This window comes from uncultured Winogradskyella sp., from assembly GCF_963975125.1.
Taxonomy (GTDB): Bacteria; Bacteroidota; Bacteroidia; order Flavobacteriales; family Flavobacteriaceae; genus Winogradskyella.
This window is the reverse complement of sequence record NZ_CAXBGB010000009.1, coordinates 1-20,279: the sequence shown is the minus strand read 5'-3', so window position 1 is coordinate 20,279 and position 20,279 is coordinate 1. Positions and strand designations below refer to the sequence as shown.

The following is a 20,279-nucleotide window of genomic DNA, read 5'->3' as shown; positions in this document are numbered from 1 at the left end:
TATTATACTTTTTTTAATTATCTCTCAAAACATGTACCACACCTGTTATAATATGAGGATTTCCATTATAGTCTTCATAAGAGCCATTAAAATTGATGTCTATATATTCACCAACAGTACCTAAAGCACTTAAATTGTATGTAATATTATTGTTAGTGTTAGAGACACTAATACATTCTCCTATAAAGAAACCAGTGTCGTTGATTTCACCGTTGTCGTTAGCATAAAGATTACTATAAGTGCCTAAATAATCTGGATTATTTAAAATGCCATTTATATAAATACAAGTATTCTGGTCATTACTACTTCCAAAAATGTCTAAATTCGGGCCATTTGTATTTGGGCTTTCGCTATAAAAATTAGCAGAAATGTTTTCAAAAATAAATACTGTTTCATCATCATCAACTGTATATTGGATAAACTCATTAATAGAATTACATGCGCTAATAGTACCAATATTAGTTAATGGTGTAGTAAACGTATAACTAATACTATCTGTGGTCTGTAGGTTAACATAATCACTACCTTTTATTTTAAAGGTATTATCATTATCACAACGTAGCATATTAATTTCAAAAGAACCATCATTTACAGCATCAGTGAACGTTTGGCCAGCATAAGTTAATTGTACATAACCGTCCGTTATTGCATTATCATCACAAGTATTAAAATTGCCAATAACAGTTTCAGCAATTATATCTGCATTTTCTGGTACAATTACTGATAGGCTAGAATCTGATGTAAATGGGCCAATTGTCTGAGAATAAAGTGGTTCATTTCCACAGATATCATAACTAAAAATACGTAACTCTAAAGCTTCTCCGCTAGGCACAAAACCACATACTTCTCCGTTGTCATTTATATAACCACCACGCGTACCAAAAGTAGCACTTGTAATACTTGCATAAAGATTGCTTAATGGATTATTTTCGTTGTCTGTCGCTGATACGCAAAGTGTAATAGCTTCAGCAGGTATGTCGCAATTCCAAAAAGAAAAGTGAGCTACAGTGCCAACATACATATTACCTTGTAAAGTTGCTTGTCCTTCTTCTTTCCAATAGCCATTATCTTCATCAAAATACCAAAGCGGAATGCTTGCAGGTGCTATTCCCATTAAACTTGGATCTAAAGGAATTTTAATTTCAGAAGTTGAGCCTTCTGGTAAATTTAAATCTTCACCATTTGTTCCTATTAATTCTACAGCTAACATTCCTAGTGTTTGCAACAAACGTTCAGCGCCTTCTTCATTTTCGGCATATAACATGCCTGGCATTTGCATAACCATATTTTCATCCGCAGGATCTAAGTGATGCATAATCACATCTACTGAACCAGAATAGACAGAACCATCTTCTTTTACAAAGTTTCCGTCAAAGCTCACAGAACTCCCATTGCCCAAAGTAACAGTTTCTGAATTTCCGCTATTAATGGTGCCAATGACTGTAGCTTCAAGCAACATAATGGTGACTTTGTTTGTGCCATTAGATGGAACCACTGCTCTAGAACCGTTTATATAGCCTGCTTTTTTTGCTTTTACGAAACCAAAACGTTCTTTTACATTGGCATCGTTAATAATAAAAATACCGTTGCTATCTGTAGTTGCAGTTTCATTACCAATAGTAATCGTAACTCCTTCAATAGGATTTTTGTTCTTATCAATAACATTACCAAGAAAATTTCTTGAGATGTTATTACCGAAGTATTCAGAAAATGTTTCTGGTATAATCTCTTGTTGTTCTCCACCTCCAGAATCGCCATCATCTTGTTGACAAGATGTAATTAAGAATGTAGAAAACAAAAGCACTAAAATAAGATTTGGAAATTTTTTAATGTTTTTCATAAGGTATTGATTTAATCGATTTTTATTCATCAGAGTAATTCATCTCTTTATTATTAAACAGTTTTAGTTGTTAAACTCCTACCTAAATGGTTGAAAATTATTGTATAATTATAAAACCCTCATAAAGTTGATTTATGAGGGTTTTATATATTTTAATTTAGCCTTAAGATGTCGAAGTTAATTTTCGCCATATCAACTTAGTTATTTTTTTCCAAGTAAATAAATCGGTACTTTAATTATTTTTTAAGCCTTTAGCAGTTCTATCTTCTTTGCTAGGAGGTGGTACAGAAATAGCCGGATTCGTTTTTAGTAGTTTCATTACTTCTACAACGACTTTTTCCATTTGAGGATCACGTCCTTGACTTAAAATATTAGGGTTATCCCAAACTGCAAAATCTGGTTTTACACCAATTCCTTCTGCAAACCAATCTCCATTGTTTAAATATAATCTAGCACCAGGCACAGTTATGCGACCACCATCAATTAAACGATGACCAGTAGCGGGACCTACCAGTATTCCCAAAGTTCTTTCTCCGACAATAGGACCGCCATTTAGTTCTCTAAAAGCCCAAGGCAGACCATCGCCACCAGAACCAGCCCAACCATTAATAAGCATGCCCATTGGACCAGTATTTGTTTTGTTTGGTGCCGTAGTTTGTTTACCATGGCGCCAATATAAATTATAAATAGAAGGGCGTTTTAATAATTCTAAAAAACGATCAGCCAATTGACCACCTCCATTAAAACGTTCATCAATAATAAACCCTTCTTTATCTAGTTGGCCATAGAACATCTTAACCAACTCTAATTGTCCTTGTCCACTAGTGTTAGACATATAAATATATCCTAGTTTACCACCAGATAATTTTTCTACCATTTTTCTGTTAGACTCTATCCATTCGTGATAACGAAGAGTGCTTTCTTCACGCTGTGTAAGACATTTAATAACATAATTTTTAGCATCAGAAATTTTGCCAGTTTTGCTAATACTTAAAGAAATAGTTTTACCAGATAAGCCATCGAAAGCAGCATAAGGCTCTTTGTTTGTGCTTACGTCCATTCCGTTAACTCCGAGAATATATTCTCCAATATTAATATCTACTCCTGGTCGATCAAACGGAGAACGTACTTCTGTATCCCAAAGCGCAGGTTTAACAATTCTTTTGATGCGATATTTATTGTTGTGTAATTCAAAATCAATGCCCAAAAACCCTGTTCGAATAAAATTAACGCTCTCAGAATCACCTCCGGAAGCATAGGTGTGTCCTGCGCTTAATTCAGCGTTTAGATTAGATTGAATATTCGTAACGTCCCAACGTGTTCTAGCATCTTCAATTAGTGCACCATAACGAATTCTTAGCTCATCCCAATCTACTTGTTGCATATCACTGTCGTAGAAGAAATCGCGATGTCTCCTCCAAGTATCATTAAATATTTGTATCCATTCTTCTTTTGGATTCCATTGCATTACCATATTTTTAGTAGAGATAGGGTCTTCAATTTTTTGTTTAGGAGCAGGCTTTATAATTCCATATTTCCCACTGCTTCTTACAATTAAAGATGTATTGTCTGCCGTTGGTTTTACACTTTGAATATTATCTATTATGGTTTCTTCTTCAAGCTTTTTTAAATTAAAGAGTTTTAATGAAGGTTTATTGTCGCGATCACCTGTAATCGGATATCTTGTATAAACAATTTTACCATCAAAAGCATGTGGCGATCCTAAATTCCCCGATTTAGTGGGCAAAATTGTAATTCTACTTTCAATATTACTCCAATCTATTACAAGTGGAATTTTCATTTTTTTATCCTCTTTTTTGTCTTCTGATTTATCAGAAGAGGCAATTTCCACTTCATCATTTTTTGGAAGCAACAAGTATGGAGCTTCTTTAGTTAGACTCAAGGCTGCTAACTGACTATTATTGGGATATATCCATGTGCCATCACCTAATCCACTATATGAGGCGTTAAAAGTTCTATCGGTAAGGTAAAACAGATAGCTGCCATCGGTACTAAAAACTGGATCCCAATCTGAATAGAATCCACTAGTAACTTGATGAACTTTGTTTTCTGTTAAATTATAAACAAATATTGCATTGTTCTGATTATTAATAGTTTTAGTATAAGTAATCCATTTAGAGTCGTGAGACCAATTAAAAGAAAATCCAAATCTTCTACCATGACCATTATTAAAAATGTTATCATCAATTTTTGTTACACTTTTTGAGGTCACATCAACGAGGTTGATATCATTTTTTTCATCAATAAAAACTATTTTTTTACTGTCTGGTGACCAATTTAAACTATAACCAAAGCCACTCTTACGATTTGTAAGTTTTGTAGTTTTCTGGGTCGCTGTATTTTGCAAATGAATCTCATATTCGCCAGATTGGTCACTCCACCAAGCTATATGTTTACCGTCTGGAGACCATGATGGATTTTGGTCAAAAGCACCACTAGATTGAGTAAGGTTAACTACATATCCGTCTTTAGCAGGAACATTGAATAACTCACCTCGTGCTTCAAAAACTATTCTTTTTCCATCAGGCGAGGCAGTCATATTTTGTATACTGCTTCCAACATTTTTCATTTTTGGAATTTCTACTGACAAATCACTGACTACAGTTACAGTAACCGCTTTGTGTTTTTCTGTTTTAAGATCCATTAAGTGCAATGTTCCACCTGCTTCAAAAACTAAATCGTTGGAACTAGCAGAGATGTAGGTAATGTCAAAATCAGTAAAACTGGTAATTGCTCTAATGCTTTTGTCTTTGACACTATAAACCCATATATTTCTTCGCATTTCTTTATCTCTATCTGATAGAAAATAGATGTTATCACCAGACCAAGATGGTTTTCCATCATTTGCATGGTCGGTAGTAATTTTTTCAGCTTTGTTCTTTTTTATATCGTGAATAATAACATCAGAAGTTAACCCTCCTCTATATCTTTTAAAAGGATAATTTTCGGTAATCTTAGTGATATATGCTAACTGATTGCCATCATCAGAAAAACTTGCTAATTCACCATAAGGAATAGCCATTTTTTCTGGCATCCCACCTTTTTTTGAAATAAGAAAGAATTGTTGTGTTCTTGGTGTATTTATTTCTCGTCTAGAAGCAAACAAGATTCTTTTACCATCAGGATGCCAATCTAGCATGCGATCGGGAAATGAAGCATAGGTTAAGCGTTTTGGGACACCACCATTAACTGGCATAACATAGACATCAAGATTGCCATTATAACTTGCAGTAAAAGCAATTTCTGATCCATCGGGCGAAAATTTAGGGTACGATTCTTCGCCTTGCGAATGTGTTATTTGAATTGCTTGACCACCAGATTTTGGCATAACCCAGATATCACCACCATACACAAATGTAATTTGCGTGTCTGATACATCTACATAGCGCATCAATTTTGCATTAATCTGGCTAAATGAAGTTAAGGTAGTAATAGCTAAGAGGAGCGTAATTAATAGTCTCATAATTAATAATTTTGGTTATTATGTTAGGAAATAATAGTGTAGGTATTTTAAATAATAGAAATGTCGGTGGACACCAAAGTTAACTTTTTTAAGTTGATTTTGGAATGTAAAAGCCTAAAAAAAACCCTCATAACGATCAAGTTATGAGGGTTTCATATACTATTACTTTAGACTTTAAATAGTGAATGCAGTTTTTACCTTATCAACATAGTCTAGTTTTTCCCATGTAAACAATTCAACATCTATAGAAACAGGCTCTCCATAAGGTCGTTCAAAAGTTTTAGTGACTACTTCATGAGTTCTTCCCATGTGACCATAAGCAGCAGTTTCACTATAAATAGGTTGACGTAATTTTAAACGACTTTCAATTGCAGATGGTCGCATATCAAATATCTCAGATACTTTTTTTGCAATTTCACCATCTGTATAATTGAGAGGGCAAGAGCCGTAAGTATCTACAAAAATCCCCATAGGTTCTACCACACCAATAGCATAAGATACTTGTACTAAAATCTCATCGCATAATCCGGCAGCCACTAAATTTTTGGCAATATGTCTTGTCGCATAAGCAGCACTTCGATCTACTTTACTTGGGTCTTTACCAGAAAATGCTCCACCACCATGTGCGCCTTTACCACCATAGGTGTCAACAATAATTTTACGACCTGTTAAACCCGTATCGCCATGAGGTCCACCAATAACAAATTTACCAGTTGGGTTTATATGATATTTAATATCACTATTAAATAAAGGTTTAATATGATCGGGTAATTTTGCAACAACTCTCGGAATTAAGATATCAACTATATCTTTTCTGATTTTTGCTAACATTGCCTCATCAGCATCGAAATCATCGTGTTGTGTAGAAACTACAATGGCATCAATACGTTGAGGTGTATTATCGTCACTATATTCAATAGTCACCTGGCTTTTAGAATCTGGTCGTAAATAGGTAATCTCTTTATTCTCTCGACGTAATTTGGCTAATTCTTTTAAAATTCTGTGAGACAAATCTAAAGCTAAAGGCATATAGTTGTCGGTTTCGTTTGTAGCATAACCAAACATCATACCTTGGTCACCAGCACCTTGCTCTTCTTTAGAAGCTCTATCTACACCACGATTAATGTCTTCTGATTGTTCGTGTATAGCAGAGAGTACTCCACAAGAATTTCCATCAAACATGTACTCACTTTTGGTATAGCCTATTTTATTAATTGTATCTCTAGCTATCTTATGTACGTCTAGGTAGGTGTTAGATTTTACTTCTCCTGCAAGAAAAACCTGTCCTGTAGTTACTAAAGTTTCACAAGCGACTTTAGACTCTGGGTCAAAGGCTAAAAAATTGTCAATTAAAGCATCACTTATTTGATCCGCGACTTTATCTGGGTGGCCCTCGGAAACACTTTCTGAAGTAAATAAATATGGCATAAATCCTATTTTTAGGTTATAGTTGTTTTATGTAATCTTTATAGATTGCTTGGTCGCTAGAGAAGTGTTATACTTACTGCTTTAGCATTTTTGTTTCGGCTGAATTTTATCAGCGTTAGAGGTTGCAATCAGACAAATTTTTCCTCTAAATTTTGAAGGTACAAAAGTAGAAAAATAAAATGGAACGTAAACTGATAATATAAGTTTTGTAAAAAAGACCTAGATTTACAGTATGCTTTCAAAGAAAACAAAATACGGAATAAAAGCTTTGGTTTATTTGGCTAAACAAGAAGATCGTATTCCTGTACAGATTTCAGTAATTTCTAACACAGAAAATATTTCTCTAAAATTTTTAGAAAGTATATTATTGACTTTAAGAAAAAACGGAATCTTAGGCTCTAAAAAGGGTAAAGGAGGAGGTTATTATTTATTAAAGGATCCAAAAGATATTCCGATGACAACCGTAATGCGATTTTTAGAAGGTCCAATTGCCATGGTGCCATGTGTTAGCCTAAATTTCTACGAAAAGTGTGATGATTGCCCAGATGAAAACACTTGTGCAGTACATAATGTAATGCTTAAAGTACGAGATAAGACCTTAGAGATACTTAGAAATACAACCTTAGCAGATATATCTAATTGAAGAACCCTCATTTTTTCACCTTAATTTTTTCATAATTAGTGCAGGTTATTTACAAAATAATATTTAGGTTTGCATTATATTCTACTAAATCTATAGGGTAATAAGGGTAATAACAAATTATGGATAGCGCAATACACACAGATTTAAATTTAGAAAAGGAAGAAAAAGTTTCTAAAGATTCTCAAGAAAACATTAAAAGAAGCATTGTAAAGACGATTAGTTGGCGAGTCTTAGGTACATTGGCTACAGTTGTCATTTCATACCTCATTACAGGTACTTTGGCATTAGCTTTTTCAATTGGAGGTATAGAACTAGTTTCTAAAATGGTGCTTTATTTCTTTCATGAACGTGCATGGAACAATATTAAATGGGGAAAATAATGGTACTAAACTTAGAACAAATAAACAAGAACTTAGAAGGCAAATCGCCAGTTGAAATTGTGGACTGGGCATTGAGTGTTGCAAAAAGCCCTCTCGTTACAACAAACTTTAGACCTTATGAGGCAGCAATTTTGCATGTTACCAATAAGGCAAATAAAGAGATAAAAGTAATTTGGTGCGATACAGGATATAATACTCCAAATACTTACAAGCATGCTGAAGCATTGATTGAGCAATTAGGTCTTAATATAAAATTGTATGTCCCTAAACAAACCGTTGCACATCGTAATGTGGTTATAGGAATACCAAGTGTAGATGAGCCCTCTCATAAATTATTTACTGAGCAAGTGAAACTCGAGCCTTTTAAAAGAGCTATGACTGAGCATCAACCAGACGTGTGGTTTACAAATTTACGTAAAGGACAAACTGTTTTTAGAAACAGTATAGATATCGTATCTCAAGATAAAAATGGTGTCCTTAAAGTGAGTCCATTTTACAATTATTCGGATGAAGCTTTAGATCTGTATTTAGAAGAATATCAGCTTCCAAATGAATTTAAGTATTACGACCCAACAAAGCAATTAGAAAACAGAGAATGTGGATTGCACGCATAAAACTGATAGTATGAAGAATACAATAAATATAAATCCATTAGAAAACGAAGCCATTTACATCTTTAGAGAAGTTGCGGCTCAATTTGAGCGTCCTGTGCTTTTATTTTCGGGTGGTAAAGATTCAATAACCTTAGTGCGTTTGGCACAAAAAGCCTTTTATCCTGCAAAGATTCCATTTCCTTTAATGCATATTGATACAGGTCACAATTTTCCTGAAACAATTGAATTTAGAGATAGATTAGTTGAAGAACTCGGGTTAGAATTAATCGTTAGAAATGTACAAGACTCAATTGATGAAGGTAAGGTAAGAGAGGAGTCTGGTAAGTATGCAAGTAGAAATGTATTGCAAACCACAACGCTTTTAGACGCTATTGAAGAGTTTAAGTTCGATGCCTGTATAGGTGGAGCTCGTAGAGATGAAGAAAAAGCTAGAGCTAAAGAACGTATTTTTTCTGTAAGAGACGATTTCGGGCAATGGGATGAAAAAAACCAACGTCCCGAATTATTCGATATGCTGAATGGGCAAATAGAATTAGGACAAAATGTTCGTGTATTTCCTATTTCTAACTGGACAGAATTAGACGTTTGGTCTTACATTCAAAAAGAACAGATAGAGATTCCTTCAATCTATTTCGCACACACAAGAGCAACATTTCTAAGAGATGGCTTAATATGGTCCGCAGAAGATGCTGTAGTTTACAGAGAAGATGACGAAGAAGTACAAGAACGTGAAGTGAGATTTAGAACCGTTGGTGATATGAGTTGTACAGCAGCTGTACTTTCAGATGCTTCAGATATTAGCAGTGTAGTGCAAGAAATAAGAGAGTCCACAATATCAGAACGCGGTGCAAGAATAGATGATAAGCGCTCAGAAGCGGCAATGGAAAAACGTAAACAACAAGGTTATTTTTAAAATTTGCTTAACAAATTTAGCGCTTAGCCACTAGCAATAATTAAAAAGAATAAAAATTAAGCTAATAGCCAAAGGCTAAAAGCCAACAGCCAATAAAAATGGAAGTATTAAAAATAGCAACAGCAGGAAGTGTAGATGATGGGAAAAGTACTTTAATAGGAAGACTGCTTTACGACACAAAATCATTAACATCAGATAAATTAGAAGCAATAGAAACTAAAAGTCGTCAACTTGGTTACGATTATTTAGACTTTTCTTTAGCTACAGACGGATTAGTTGCAGAAAGAGAGCAAGGTATTACAATAGATGTGGCGCATATTTATTTTTCTACAATTAACAAAAGTTACATTATAGCAGATACACCAGGTCATGTAGAATATACCAGAAACATGGTAACAGGCGCATCAACATCTCAAGCAGCAATAGTTTTAATTGATGCAAGAAAAGGTGTTATAGAACAAACCAGCCGCCACTTTTTTATCAATAATTTATTGAGAATTAAAACGGTTATCGTAGCTATAAACAAGATGGATTTAGTTGATTTTTCTGAAGAAAAATATAACGCTATCAAAGCAGATTTTGAAACTTTGATGAACAAGAGAGATTATCAAGATCAGAATATAACATTCGTGCCAGTGAGTGCTTTAAAAGGGGATAATGTTGTTAATAGATCTAAAAACACACCTTGGTACAAAGGAGAAACATTATTAGAGAATCTAGAAAATATTGATAATCAAGATATCTACAATTCTGGCACACCAAGATTTCCTGTACAATATGTAATAAGACCAAAAACTGAAGAGTTTCATGATTTTAGAGGTTATGCAGGTAAAGTATATGGAGGAGAATTAAGTGTTGGTGATGCTATTGTGGTTTTGCCATCTCAAACAAAATCAAAAATCAAAAACATTCACTTTTACGATAAAAAAGTAACAATGGCTCCAAGACGTTCTTCTGTTTTAATTACACTTGAAGACGACGTAAATATTAGTAGAGGAGATATGATCGTTAAAGAAAAGAACCAGCCAACAGTAGGAAAACAGTTTACAGCAACAGTTTCTTGGATGGATTCTCAAAATCTAATCGTAGGAAAGAAATATATAGTGCAACATGGAGTTAATAAAGTGTTTGCAAAAGTAGATCAGATTCATCATAAAATAAACCCAGATTATTCTGGTGTAGATGAGACTGTAGATGCTTTAAAAATGAATGATATCGCAACCGTTTCCTTTAAACTAAACAAGCCTATTTTTTACGATGCTTTTAAATCGCATAGAACAAATGGTTCTTTCATTCTAATAGATTCACAATCTAACAATACTGTTGGAGCAGGATTTATCCAATAACAAGTTATTCAAAGTTTTAGAACAGAACTAGAAAATTCTACACTAGAAAACATGTCATTGAGTTAGCAAATAAAATGGAGTTTTTTTATAATGGAAAAATTCCGATATCATGTTTAACCAGAGGTGTTTATGGTAATTGACAATAGGGTGGGCAAATGAGTAGTATTAATACTTTAAACCTAAGTTAGACTCAAAATTTGGTGAAAAAGAACTAATTGCGCTGTGTTTCCTGTTTAAAATTTAACCCTAGGTTTCTATTCTTGAAACGAATAGACGGTAAGCCTAAAAACTAAATAGGTAATAAAAATCACCAAAAGTTCTATGTCTAGAATGTTTAGTATGGGCTATATATTGAAGTAGTTTTAATTCGTAATAAGTTTTCTATTGCATGTTTTACGTTAATTATTATATTTTTGCCAGTAACCATTTATAAATGAAGTACTGGCTTACGAGTTTTATTGTCTTATTTGGGCATCTATCATTTTCACAAGAAAAGGAAATATCTAATTCTTATTTTGATCTCAATTATTTTGCAGGTAATATAGCACTTCATAATAATGATATACTTCATTTAATTACAGGTCATCCAGAAGGGTTTGTTTTTAGTTGGAATAAAAAAACATTTGGTAATAAAGCTTGGGAACAACGTTTTAATTATCCAGATTATGGTGCGTCGTTTATTTATCAAGATTTAAAAAACGAGAAGCTAGGTGATATTTTTGGGCTGTATGCACATTATAATTTCTATTTTTTTAAGCGCAATGTAATGCTAAGAATAGCACAAGGTATAGCCTTTAATACCAATCCGTATGATAAAATAGAAAACCCTAAAAATGTTGCTTTTGGAAGCTATTTTTTGAGTTCAACACGTTTAATGTTGAATTATAAAAAGGAACATCTTCTTGATCGCTTTGGGTTACAAGCAGGTTTGTCTTTAATCCATTATTCTAATGGCAGTGTTAAAGCTCCAAATACCAGTATTAATATAATAGCTTTAAATGTCGGTTTAATTTATAATCTTAATGATGAAAACCCAGAATATATAAATAACTTAAGTGATGAAAAATTCACTGAACCAATTAAATATAATCTTGCTTTTAGAACCGGAATTAACCAAAGCGATGTTATAGGTAGTGGCCAATTTCCTTTTTATAGCCTTTCGGCTTATGCAGATAAACGCTTAAGCCATGCCAGCGCAATTCAGTTTGGTGCAGATGTGTTTTTCTCAAACTTTTTAAAAGAATTTATTTACTACCAGTCTGTTTCATTTCCTGAAGAAAATGTTAGTGGAGATGAAGATTATAAGCGTGTTGGGCTATTTGTTGGGCACGAATTATTCATCAATAAATTGTCTTTAGAAACTCAATTGGGTTATTACATCTATTATCCTTTTGATTTTGAAGGACGAACCTATATAAGAATAGGGTTAAAACGTTATTTTGGCGCTAAGCTATTCGGATCTGTGACATTAAAATCTCATGTTGCAAAAGCGGAAGCAGTTGAATTTGGAATAGGAGTACGATTATGAAAAAACTAATATACATTTTTGTATTACTTCTTGTCGCTTGCAATAGAGAAGATGGAATCGATTGCTTTCAAACTTCTGGAAATATAATTCAGGAAATGGTTGAAGTTTCAAATTTCGAAAGAATCTTGGTAAATAGAGATGTAGAACTAATTATAAAAGAGTCACCAGATTATAAAGTTACTATTGAATCTGGTGAAAATTTAATTAATGACGTAATAGTTGAAGTTATTGGTAATCAATTAATACTAACCGATAATAATAGCTGTAATTATGTTAGAGAATATGGAATCACAAAAATTTATGTTGAAGCTCCGAACCTTATTGAAATAAGAACATCGTCTCAATATGAAATTTCTTCAGACGGAATTCTAAATTATAATACAATAGTGTTGTATTCTGAAGATTTTAATGGAGGAAGCGAATTCACAGTTGGCGATTTTAGACTAACTGTTGCTTCAGAAAACATAAGTATTGTTTCCAATAATATTTCATTCTTTTATTTAGAAGGTTCAGTTACTAATCTATTTGTAGGTTTCTATTCTGGTTCTGGACGTTTCGAAGGCGAGAATCTCATTGCTCAGTATGTAGATGTTTATCATCGTGGAAGCAACGATATGGTGGTTAACCCAATACAATCACTAACAGGCGAACTTAGAGGGACAGGGAATTTAATTTCGGTTAACGAACCACCAATTGTAAATGTAGAGCGTATCTATATTGGGCAGTTAATTTTTAACTAGTCAATTCTCTAAACAAACTCTCTAAACTCGCGTTTTTCTGATTGAGTTGAAGAATTTTTAAATCATTATTATGTGCGAAATCAAACACATGAGAACGCATATCGTCTTTAGTAGAGAAAGTGATTTCGTAAATAAAGTTATGTGTGTTCTTTACTGTAATTACTTTTGGTAGTTTTAATAAGAAAGCATCCTCAACACGATAATCAAACTCTACAACCACGATTTGTTCTCGTTCATCTCTTAAATCTTTTAAGTATTTATCTGCAACAACTTCACCTTTATTAATAATAATAACACGATCACACATGGCTTCAACTTCTTGCATAATATGTGTAGATAGGAAAACTGTTTTTTCTTTACCAATAGTTTTAATAAGTTTTCTAATCTCTACTAATTGATTTGGATCTAAACCTGTTGTTGGCTCATCTAAAATTAAAACGTCAGGATTGTGTAATAAAGCATTTGCTAAACCAACACGTTGTCTATAACCCTTAGAAAGTTGACTTATTTTTTTATGCGCTTCTGGTGTTAAGCCAGTTAATTCTATAACCTCTTCAATTCTAGATTTAGAAGTGCCATAAACGTTAGCATTAAAATTCAAATATTCTTTAACATACAAATCCGTGTATAAAGGGTTGTGTTCAGGTAAATAACCGACAGAACTCTGCACATTTTTTTTGTCAGAGTTTACATCAAACCCATTAACATAAGCAGAGCCTTCAGAAGCTTCAATATAAGTCGTCAAAATCTTCATCATTGTAGATTTTCCAGCGCCATTAGGTCCAAGAAAACCAACTATTTCAGCATCCTTTACTTTAAAAGAAACATCGTTAAGTGCTTTTTGATCTTTGTATAGTTTTGTAATGTTTTGAACTTCAATTGACATATTAGAAAAAGTTTACCCAAAAATAAGTATTATATAATATTGTATTGTCTTTATCGTTAATTCTTTAAAACTTTAATGATAAGTTTAAAAAAGCAAAGCTCACATTTTAATTTATAAAAATATTAATTACATTAGCATCTAATTATAGATTTCCACTTGCATGGAAAACAAACATGAACATATCTAAAACATATTATAACTGGTTTTATTTCTTTTTTAGCTAAAGAAACGAGGCTTAGTATGTTTTAATTAAAATATAAATTTAAAGTCTCGATTTAATCGAGACTTTTTTTATTTCAACTATTAGGAACTTGAAATAATACTGAACTCGCTTCTGGATCTCATAAAAGAAACAATGAACGTTTGAAAAAACCAATAGCAATACAAGGAATTAAGGGGTCGTTTCATCACCAAGTCGCTCAACAATATTTCAGTATTAATGCAGAAGTTGTTGAGTGTATGTCTTTTGATAGTGCTGTAGATACTCTATTGCAAGGTGATACGGATAATATAGTAATGGCATTAGAAAATTCTATAGCAGGCTCTATTATACCAAATTACGCCCTAATTGATAATTATAATTTAAGTATTGTTGGTGAGTATTATTTAGATATTCAGCATAATTTTTTAGCACTAACGGGTCAAACTATAGCATCTATTTTAGAAGTGCATTCGCATCCTATGGCTTTACTACAATGTAAAGATTTTTTTAAAAATCTTCCACATATAAAATTGGTAGAAGCAGAAGATACTGCGGATGTAGCGAAGCAAATTGCGAAACAAGGCATTAAGGGAATTGCAGCAATTGCTAGTAAAAACGCAGCTGAATTATATGGTCTTAATGTATTAGCAGAAAGCATTCAAACTATAAAACATAATGAGACACGCTTTGTTATTGTTAAGCGTAAAAATGATGAGATTGAACGAAAAGGACTGAATAAATCCTCTCTAAAATTTGAATTGAATCACAAACGTGGTAGCTTAGCTACAATACTAAATGTAGTAAGTGATTGCAAACTAAACCTAACTAAAATTCAATCTTTGCCAAAAATAGAGACTCCTTGGAAGTACGCCTTCTTTGTAGATGTCACTTTTAAGGATTATAAAGATTATAAAAAAGCGTCATCAATTATTCAATTAATGGCAGAGAATTATAAAGTGTTGGGTGAATATAAAAATACGAGATTATGATTAAAGTTGCCAACCGTTTAAAAAGTGTTGAAGAATATTACTTTTCTAAAAAATTAAGGGAGGTTGCGTTTTTAAAAGCGCAAGGAAAACCAATTATAAATTTAGGAATTGGAAGTCCGGATTTGGAGCCACCTTTTAAAGCAACTATGCTATTAAGAGATAGTTTAGATGATGAAGGTGCAAACAAATATCAAAGTTATCAAGGCTTGCCAGAGCTTAGAGAAGAAATTGCTAATTTTTATAATAAGCATTACAAAGTAAGCCTTAGTAGCCAAACAGAAGTGTTGCCTTTGTTAGGTAGTAAAGAAGGAATAATGCATATATCAATGACATTTCTTAATAAAGGGGATAAAGTTTTAGTTCCTAATCCAGGTTACCCTACTTATGCAGCAGTGACTAAACTTTTAGAGGCAAACCCTATATTTTACGATTTAGAAGAAGATAATAATTGGCAGCCAGATTTTACTGCATTAGAGCGTTTAGATTTAAAGCGTGTAAAAATTATGTGGGTAAATTACCCACATATGCCAACTGGTGCAAATGCATCTAATAAGTTTTATGATGAAGTTATTGCCTTTGGTAAACGCCATAATATTCTTATTGTAAATGATAATCCATACAGTTTTGTGCTTAATGAAAAACCAATAAGTATTATGCGTTATAAGAACGCTAAAGATGTTTGTTTAGAACTCAATTCTTTGAGTAAAACCTTTAATATGGCAGGTTGGAGAGTAGGTATGTTAGTCGGTAATTATGATTTTATAAGCGCAGTATTAAAAGTAAAAAGCAACATGGACTCTGGGATGTTTTATGGCATTCAGAAAGGAGCTATTGAAGCTTTGAAATGTTCGTATATGTGGTTTGTAAGTTTAAATAGCGTTTACCAACTAAGACGTCAGTTAATATGGAAATTAGCAGAAGATCTTAATTGTACTTATGATAAAGATGCTACAGGATTATTTGTTTGGGCAAAATTGCCACCACATATAAAATCAGAAGAATTTACAGATTTGGTATTAAAAGAGCACTCAATTTTTATTACTCCAGGAACCGTTTTTGGAAGTAATGGAGAGGGTTATGTGCGATTTTCATTATGTACTTCAGAAGATGTTATTAAAGAAGCTATAAAAAGAGTTTAGTTAGTATGAAAAATATTTTTGTCGTAGGAGTTGGGTTAATCGGAGGAAGTTTTGCATTAGATCTAAAGAAGATTTATCCGAGTAGCACTATTTTTGGAATTGACAAAAATGAAGCACATTTAAATGAAGCGATTCTGCTAAGAGTTATTGATGAAAAGGCAAAACTTTCAGACTTAGATAAGGCTGATTTGGTCGTTGTAGCAATTCCTGTTGATGCAGCTTTAAAAGTTTTGCCAAGTATTTTAAATCATGTTTCTGATAAAACTATTGTATTTGATACAGGATCAACCAAAGAGGATATTTGCTTAAAAGTAAAAGACCATCCAAAACGCAGAAATTATTTAGCTGTGCATCCAATTGCTGGTACAGAATATTCTGGGCCAAGAGCAGCAATCTATGGATTGTATAAAAGCAAAACGAATATAATTTGTGAGGTTGAAGAAACAGCATTCAAGCTTCAAGAGAAGGCTTTAAAATTGTTTTCAGAATTAGGTATGCGAATTCGTTATATGAATCCAAAAGCACACGATAAGCATATAGCATACGTGTCGCATTTATCTCATATAAGTTCATTTATGCTAAGTAAAACCGTTATTAATAAAGAAAAGAACGAACGCGATATTTTTGATCTGGCTGGTAGTGGATTTGAAAGTACGGTACGTTTGGCAAAAAGTTCGCCAGCAATGTGGACACCAATTTTTAAACAAAATAAAACCAACGTAATAGAAACTCTAGACGAGTATATCCATAATCTTCAGTATTTTAAAAAGCTTATGGAAGATGACGATTTTAAATCGGTTTATAAAGAAATGGAGACAACAAATTACATAAAAGATATATTAAACGGAATACAGTAATAAATATCCAGCAAGGTTTAAAAAAAACCTCGTAGGTTTTAAGATATAATTAGATTAATAAGCAATAATGGAGAATAAAAAAGAAATGAGGACATGGTTAGATAATCTAGGGTTAAACCATCCCTTAGTCATCGCAGGACCATGCAGTGCAGAAACCAAAGACCAAGTATTAAAGATAGCCCAAGAGTTAAAAGACACAGATGTTAATTATTATAGAGCAGGTATTTGGAAACCTAGAACACGTCCAGGAAATTTTGAAGGTGTTGGTGCCTTAGGCTTAAAATGGTTGCAAGAAGTAAAGGCAGAGACAGGTCTAAAAACAGCAACAGAAGTTGCTAACAGAAACCATGTAGAATTGGCTTTAGAGCATGATATTGATTTGTTATGGGTAGGAGCACGTTCTACTGTGAGCCCTTTTATAATGCAAGAAATAGCTGATGCATTAAAGGGAACTGATAAAATTGTATTGGTTAAAAACCCAGTAAACCCAGATTTAGCTTTATGGTTAGGAGGTATTGAAAGATTACATACTGCCGGAATTAAAAATTTAGGAGCCATACATAGAGGGTTTTCTACCTATGAGAAATCTAAATATAGAAATATACCTGAATGGCAATTAGCTATTGAGTTTCAAAATAAGTTTCCGGATCTGCCTTTAATAAATGACCCATCTCATATCACTGGAAAAAGAGACATGATTTTTGATGTGTCTCAAACGGCATTAGATCTTAATTTTGATGGGTTAATGATAGAAACACATTTCGATCCTGATAATGCATGGAGTGATGCTGCCCAGCAAGTCACACCAAAAACATTGGTTAGGATTATGCAAGACTTAAGAATTAGAAAAGAGTCTGATCCAGAAGCCGAATATAATGCAGAACTTAATAATTTAAGAACTCAGATTGATGTGGTTGACAACCAAATTATTGATTTGTTAGGGAAACGAATGAAAGTTGCTGATGGTATTGGAACGCTTAAAAAACAAAAGAACGTGGCAGTGTTGCAAAACAAACGTTGGAACGAGATTTTAGGTAAAATGGTATTAGAAGGAGATGAAAGAGGACTGAGCGAAGAGTTTGTTTTAAAGATGTTTAAGGCGATACACCAAGAATCTATTAATCACCAAGAAAAAATTATTAATCACTAAGAAGATAAATATTATAAAAAAGGCTTGCAATTTGCGCAGTCATGGTCGGAAGAAAAAATCTTCCGACCATGACTGGTCTTAGGGTTGTCTTTTTTTGTTCCATTAAACAATATTGGTCATCTTTGTGGTAATGACAGGAATAGTATATAAATCTACAGGCAGTTGGTACACTGTGAAAACCCTAAATGGTAAATTCTATGAATGTAGAATTAAAGGCCGTTTTAGGTTAGAAGGTATTAAGAGTACAAATCCTATTGCTGTTGGTGATATAGTAGAATTTGAATTAGAAACAAAGAATAATACTGAGACTGGCGTTATTAACAGAATCGAAGACCGTAAGAATTATATCGTTCGTAAATCGGTAAACTTATCGAAGCAAACACATATTATTGCGTCTAATATAGACCAAGTATTTTTATTGGTAACAATAGATAATCCGCCAACCTTTACGAGCTTTATCGATAGGTTTTTAGTAACAACCGAGGCGTATTCTATTAAAACAATTCTGTTGTTTAATAAGGTAGATACTTGTGATGATGAAACTCTATTAGAGGTAAAATACTTAGCAAGTGTTTACAGAAAAATAGGTTACGAATGTATTGGTATTTCTGCCACTACAGGAAAAAATATTGATAAGGTTAAAGCTTTAATGTTAAATAGAGTTAGCATGTTTGCAGGCCATTCTGGAGTAGGGAAATCTACATTAGTAAATGCTATAGAACCTTCCTTAGATTTAAAAACCAAGTCTATATCCACACAGCACATGCAAGGTCAGCATACAACAACCTTTGCTGAGATGTTCGATTTAAGTTTCGATGCAAAAATCATAGACACACCAGGTATAAAAGGTTTTGGTGTTGTAAATATGGATAAAGAAGAAGTAGGTGATTATTTTCCTGAGTTTTTTGCGCTAAAGCAAGATTGTAAATTCAATAATTGTTTGCATTTAAAAGAACCAAAATGTGCAGTAAAAGAGGCTCTAGAAAATGATGAGATTTCATATTCTAGATACCGAAGTTATTTACAGATTTTAGAAGGGGAAGATGAGCATTATAGAACTGATAATTGGGATAACGAATGAAAATAGTTGTTCAACGTGTTTCTGAAGCTTCTGTTGTAATAGATAGTTCTAAAATTGTATCCATTCAAAAAGGACTTTTGGTGTTGTTAGGTATTGTTGACGACGATAATAAAGACGATATAGATTGGCTTTGTAATAAAATTTTGAACCTTCGCATATTTCCAGATGAAAATGGTGTAATGAATATGTCTATAGTAGATTTTGGAGGAGATATTATTGTGGTAAGTCAATTTACACTACATGCAAGTACCAAAAAAGGTAATAGGCCAAGTTATTTAAAGGCAGCTAAGCCAGATGTTGCTATTCCGCTTTATGAAAAATTGCTAGGTAAACTTCAATTGGGACTAGGGAAACCTATACAAACAGGTGAGTTTGGTGAAGATATGAAAGTGCATTTAATTAATGATGGACCAGTTACTATTATTATAGATTCTAAAGATAAAGTATAATGGCTTCAATTTTTGGTCATGGATTAGTAGCCTATACAACGTCTAAGCTTATAGATTCTAAGGAGAGCGAACTACTTTTGTTTTTAGCAATTGGTTCTGCAATTTTGCCAGATCTTGATGTATTAGCATTCAAATTTGGTATTAGTTATTCGCATCCTTTTGGACATAGAGGCTTTACACATTCTATACTTTTTGCTGTTTTATGGAGTGCGTTGCTCTCATTTATATTCGGAAAAAGTAGAAAGCTAATTTTTGCTATTGTTTTGTTTTTATCAACCGTGTCACATGGTATTTTGGACGCAATGACATCAGGTGGGAAAGGAGTAGGTTTTTTTATTCCTTTTGAAAACTCAAGATATTTTTTTCCATTTAGAAAGATAAAAGTCTCACCAATTGGTGTAGAAAAATTTTTCTCAGAATGGGGAATTAATGTTATTCTAAGTGAGCTTAAATATATAGGCATTCCGTGTTTTATAATTCTGGTAGCAGTATTGGTTATAAAAAGAACAGCATATTATCGAAGTAATTGAGTTGCGTAGGAAATATATGATACAAATCATTTGAGGAAATGAAATTACTTTATATATTGTAAGATATAATTCAATTAAAT

At 32.9% G+C, this 20,279-nt stretch carries 18 protein-coding genes; 14 read left to right on the top strand and 4 right to left on the bottom strand.

The genetic code is table 11. The annotated features are described in order from the left end of the window. Positions 1 to 13: 13 nt before the first annotated feature. The 3 genes from AAC053_RS02600 to metK form a co-directional block, all read right to left on the bottom strand. Entirely contained in the window at positions 14 to 1,840 is a 1,827-nt protein-coding gene (locus tag AAC053_RS02600) for a hypothetical protein (protein WP_339752419.1), read from the bottom strand. A 232-nt stretch (positions 1,841 to 2,072) separates the two neighbouring features. Then, positions 2,073 to 5,324 carry a PDZ domain-containing protein gene (locus tag AAC053_RS02595; protein WP_339752417.1) on the bottom strand — a complete coding sequence of 1,084 codons (3,252 nt, stop codon included), beginning with the start codon at positions 5,322 to 5,324 and terminating at the stop codon, positions 2,073 to 2,075. Positions 5,325 to 5,498: 174 nt separating this feature from the next. Continuing rightward, the gene (metK, locus tag AAC053_RS02590) at positions 5,499 to 6,752 is read right to left on the bottom strand and encodes a methionine adenosyltransferase (protein ID WP_339752414.1); all 1,254 of its coding nucleotides are present in this window, start codon (positions 6,750 to 6,752) and stop codon (positions 5,499 to 5,501) included. Positions 6,753 to 6,984: 232 nt separating this feature from the next. On the opposite strand from metK, the gene AAC053_RS02585 reads away from it, so the two are divergent. The 7 genes from AAC053_RS02585 (at position 6,985) to AAC053_RS02555 (ending at position 12,916) form a co-directional block, all read left to right on the top strand. Beyond that, positions 6,985 to 7,395 (top strand): Rrf2 family transcriptional regulator, encoded by a 411-nt coding sequence (locus AAC053_RS02585; protein ID WP_339752411.1) that lies wholly within the window; start codon positions 6,985 to 6,987, stop codon positions 7,393 to 7,395. Between the two features lie 119 nt (positions 7,396 to 7,514). Further along, positions 7,515 to 7,775 carry a DUF2061 domain-containing protein gene (locus tag AAC053_RS02580; protein WP_339752409.1) on the top strand — a complete coding sequence of 87 codons (261 nt, stop codon included), beginning with the start codon at positions 7,515 to 7,517 and terminating at the stop codon, positions 7,773 to 7,775. After that, a complete protein-coding gene (locus AAC053_RS02575; protein WP_339752406.1) occupies positions 7,775 to 8,389 on the top strand; it encodes a phosphoadenosine phosphosulfate reductase family protein in 615 nt (204 codons plus the stop codon). The genes AAC053_RS02580 and AAC053_RS02575 overlap by 1 nt, the downstream gene beginning before the upstream one ends. 10 nt (positions 8,390 to 8,399) lie before the next feature. Next, positions 8,400 to 9,302 carry a sulfate adenylyltransferase subunit CysD gene (cysD, locus tag AAC053_RS02570; protein ID WP_339752403.1) on the top strand — a complete coding sequence of 301 codons (903 nt, stop codon included), beginning with the start codon at positions 8,400 to 8,402 and terminating at the stop codon, positions 9,300 to 9,302. A 98-nt stretch (positions 9,303 to 9,400) separates the two neighbouring features. Then, a complete protein-coding gene (locus AAC053_RS02565; RefSeq protein ID WP_339752401.1) occupies positions 9,401 to 10,648 on the top strand; it encodes a GTP-binding protein in 1,248 nt (415 codons plus the stop codon). A 433-nt stretch (positions 10,649 to 11,081) separates the two neighbouring features. Beyond that, positions 11,082 to 12,176: an acyloxyacyl hydrolase gene (locus AAC053_RS02560; protein WP_339752398.1), complete on the top strand. Its 1,095-nt coding sequence runs from the start codon at positions 11,082 to 11,084 to the stop codon at positions 12,174 to 12,176. Further along, complete coding sequence (locus tag AAC053_RS02555) at positions 12,173 to 12,916, top strand: head GIN domain-containing protein (RefSeq protein ID WP_339752395.1); 744 nt, start codon at positions 12,173 to 12,175, stop codon at positions 12,914 to 12,916. The genes AAC053_RS02560 and AAC053_RS02555 overlap by 4 nt, the downstream gene beginning before the upstream one ends. Here the strand turns inward: AAC053_RS02555 and gldA are convergent. Then, entirely contained in the window at positions 12,909 to 13,802 is an 894-nt protein-coding gene (gene gldA, locus AAC053_RS02550) for a gliding motility-associated ABC transporter ATP-binding subunit GldA (protein ID WP_339752392.1), read from the bottom strand. The genes AAC053_RS02555 and gldA overlap by 8 nt on opposite strands. Before the next feature lie 363 nt (positions 13,803 to 14,165). Between gldA and AAC053_RS02545 the strand changes: the two genes are divergently transcribed. From AAC053_RS02545 to AAC053_RS02515, 7 genes are all read left to right on the top strand, one after another. Then, positions 14,166 to 14,993: a prephenate dehydratase gene (locus AAC053_RS02545; protein ID WP_339752389.1), complete on the top strand. Its 828-nt coding sequence runs from the start codon at positions 14,166 to 14,168 to the stop codon at positions 14,991 to 14,993. Further along, the gene (locus tag AAC053_RS02540; protein WP_339752386.1) at positions 14,990 to 16,132 is read left to right on the top strand and encodes an aminotransferase class I/II-fold pyridoxal phosphate-dependent enzyme; all 1,143 of its coding nucleotides are present in this window, start codon (positions 14,990 to 14,992) and stop codon (positions 16,130 to 16,132) included. The genes AAC053_RS02545 and AAC053_RS02540 overlap by 4 nt, the downstream gene beginning before the upstream one ends. Before the next feature lie 5 nt (positions 16,133 to 16,137). Then, on the top strand, positions 16,138 to 16,989 hold the full coding sequence (locus tag AAC053_RS02535; RefSeq protein WP_339752383.1) for a prephenate dehydrogenase: 852 nt from the start codon (positions 16,138 to 16,140) through the stop codon (positions 16,987 to 16,989). Between the two features lie 67 nt (positions 16,990 to 17,056). After that, entirely contained in the window at positions 17,057 to 18,139 is a 1,083-nt protein-coding gene (locus tag AAC053_RS02530) for a bifunctional 3-deoxy-7-phosphoheptulonate synthase/chorismate mutase type II (RefSeq protein ID WP_339752381.1), read from the top strand. A 130-nt stretch (positions 18,140 to 18,269) separates the two neighbouring features. Beyond that, positions 18,270 to 19,220, top strand: a complete 951-nt coding sequence (gene rsgA, locus AAC053_RS02525) for a ribosome small subunit-dependent GTPase A (protein WP_339752379.1) — start codon at positions 18,270 to 18,272, stop codon at positions 19,218 to 19,220. Continuing rightward, complete coding sequence (gene dtd / locus AAC053_RS02520; RefSeq protein ID WP_339752376.1) at positions 19,217 to 19,669, top strand: D-aminoacyl-tRNA deacylase; 453 nt, start codon at positions 19,217 to 19,219, stop codon at positions 19,667 to 19,669. Before rsgA ends, dtd begins: the two co-directional genes overlap by 4 nt. After that, positions 19,669 to 20,199 carry a metal-dependent hydrolase gene (locus AAC053_RS02515; protein WP_339752374.1) on the top strand — a complete coding sequence of 177 codons (531 nt, stop codon included), beginning with the start codon at positions 19,669 to 19,671 and terminating at the stop codon, positions 20,197 to 20,199. Before dtd ends, AAC053_RS02515 begins: the two co-directional genes overlap by 1 nt. Positions 20,200 to 20,279: the final 80 nt, after the last annotated feature.